At 67.3% G+C, this 2,246-nt stretch carries 1 protein-coding gene; it reads right to left on the reverse strand.

Features of this window, described 5'->3' with window-relative positions; translation table 11 throughout:
• Positions 1-47 precede the first annotated feature (47 nt).
• Positions 48-2,201, reverse strand: a complete 2,154-nt coding sequence (gene scpA / locus GBZ26_RS28885; RefSeq protein ID WP_174441737.1) for a methylmalonyl-CoA mutase — start codon at positions 2,199-2,201, stop codon at positions 48-50.
• Between the last annotated feature and the right edge of the window lie 45 nt (positions 2,202-2,246).

Below are 2,246 nucleotides of genomic sequence, written 5' to 3' on the forward strand. Positions count from 1 at the left end.
CCTAACCCTCCCCCACGGGGCGGGGGAGGGAAAAGTGCTGGCGCCGGTTACGCCGCGGCCTTCTGCTTGCGCAGGATGGCCAGGATGTCGGAGGCGGCCTTCGGGATGTTCGTGCCGGGGCCGTAGATGGCCGCGGCGCCCGCCTTGTAGAGGTAGTCGTAGTCCTGGGGCGGGATCACGCCGCCGCAGACGACCAGGATGTCGCCAGCGCCCTGGCGGCGCAGCTCCTCGACCAGTTGCGGGACCAGCGTCTTGTGGCCGGCGGCCTGGGACGACACGCCGATGACGTGTACGTCGTTCTCCACCGCCTGACGGGCGGCCTCCTCCGGGGTCTGGAACAGCGGCCCGATGTCCACGTCGAAGCCGATGTCGGCGAAGCTGGTGGCGATCACCTTGGCGCCGCGGTCGTGGCCGTCCTGGCCCATCTTGACGACCAGGATGCGCGGGCGGCGGCCCTCCTCGGCAGCGAAGGCGGACACCTCCTCCTGGATCTTCTTGAAGCCCTCGTCGCCCTCATAGGCGGCGCCGTAGACGCCGGAGACGGAACGGATGACCGCCACATGGCGGGTGAAGGCCTTCTCCAGCGCGTCGGAAATCTCGCCGACCGTGGCGCGGGCGCGGGTGGCCTCCACCGCCAGGGCGAGCAGGTTGCCGGACTTCTCCGTCGCGGCCTTGGTCAGGGCCTCCAGGGCGGCGCGGCACTTGGCGTCGTCGCGGTTGGCACGGACCTGGTTGAGGCGGGCGATCTGGGATTCCCGGACCGCCGTGTTGTCGATGTCCAGCACGTCGACCATCTCGGGGTTCTCCGGACGGTACTTGTTGACGCCGACGATCACCTCCTCGGCGCGGTCGACGCGGGCCTGCCGGCGGGCGGCGGCCTCTTCGATCAGCAACTTGGGCATGCCGCTGTCCACCGCCTTGGTCATGCCGCCCAGATCCTCGACCTTGTTGATGAGGTCGAGCGCGGCGCTGGCGAGGCTGTGGGTCAGGTTCTCGATGTAGTAGGAGCCGCCCAGCGGATCGACCACGTTGGTGACGCCCGACTCCTCGGCGATGATGAGCTGGGTGTTGCGGGCGATGCGGGCGGAGAACTTCGTCGGCAGGCCCAGCGCCTCGTCGAAGGCGTTGGTGTGCAGCGACTGGGTGCCGCCCAGCACCGCGGCCATCGCCTCGATGGTGGTGCGGATGACGTTGTTGTAGGGGTCCTGCTCGGTCAGGCTGACGCCGGAGGTCTGGCAGTGGGTGCGCAGGGCCAGCGAGCGGGCGTCCTTCGGGTCGAACTTCTGCTTCATCAGGGTCGACCACAGCAGGCGCGCGGCGCGCAGCTTGGCGATCTCCATGAAGAAGTTCATGCCGATGGAGAAGAAGAAGGACAGGCGCGGCGCGAACTTGTCGACCGGCAGGCCCTTCGACATGGCGGCGCGGACATATTCGAGGCCGTCGGCGATGGTGAAGGCCAGCTCCTGCACCGCGGTCGCACCGGCCTCCTGCATGTGGTAACCGGAGATCGAGATCGAGTTGAACTTCGGCATGTTCAGCGCCGTGTACTCGATGATGTCGGCGATGATCCGCATCGAGGGTTCGGGCGGGTAGATGTAGGTGTTGCGGACCATGAACTCCTTGAGGATGTCGTTCTGGATGGTCCCGCTCAGCTTGTCCTGGCTGACGCCCTGCTCCTCCGCGGCGACGATGTAGCCGGCGAGGATCGGCAGAACCGCGCCGTTCATGGTCATCGACACCGACATCTTGTCGAGCGGGATGCCGTCGAAGAGGATCTTCATGTCCTCGACGCTGTCGATGGCGACGCCGGCCTTGCCCACGTCGCCGACCACGCGCGGGTGATCGCTGTCATAGCCGCGGTGGGTGGCGAGGTCGAAGGCGACCGACAGGCCCATCTGCCCGGCCTTCAGGTTCGCCTTGTAGAAGGCGTTGGAGTCCTCGGCGGTCGAGAAGCCGGCGTACTGGCGGATGGTCCAGGGCTTCACCGCGTACATCGTGGCGCGCGGGCCGCGGGTGAAGGGCGGGAAGCCGGGCAGGCTGTCCAGCTCCAGCCCTTCCAGATCGTCGGCGGTGTAGAGCGCCTTGACGTCCAGCCCCTCCGGAGTCTTCCAGACGAGGTCGTCGAGCGTCCCGTTGGCGCCCAGGTCCTTGGCGGCCAGGCTCTGCCAGTCGGCCTGGGTCTTCTTCGGGAACTCGCTCATGGGACGTCTCCTCGACACGGCTTCTTGGTTCGAATGATTTGAAAC

Origin of the sequence: Azospirillum formosense (assembly GCF_013340925.1) — a bacterium.
GTDB lineage: Bacteria > Pseudomonadota > Alphaproteobacteria > Azospirillales > Azospirillaceae > Azospirillum > Azospirillum formosense.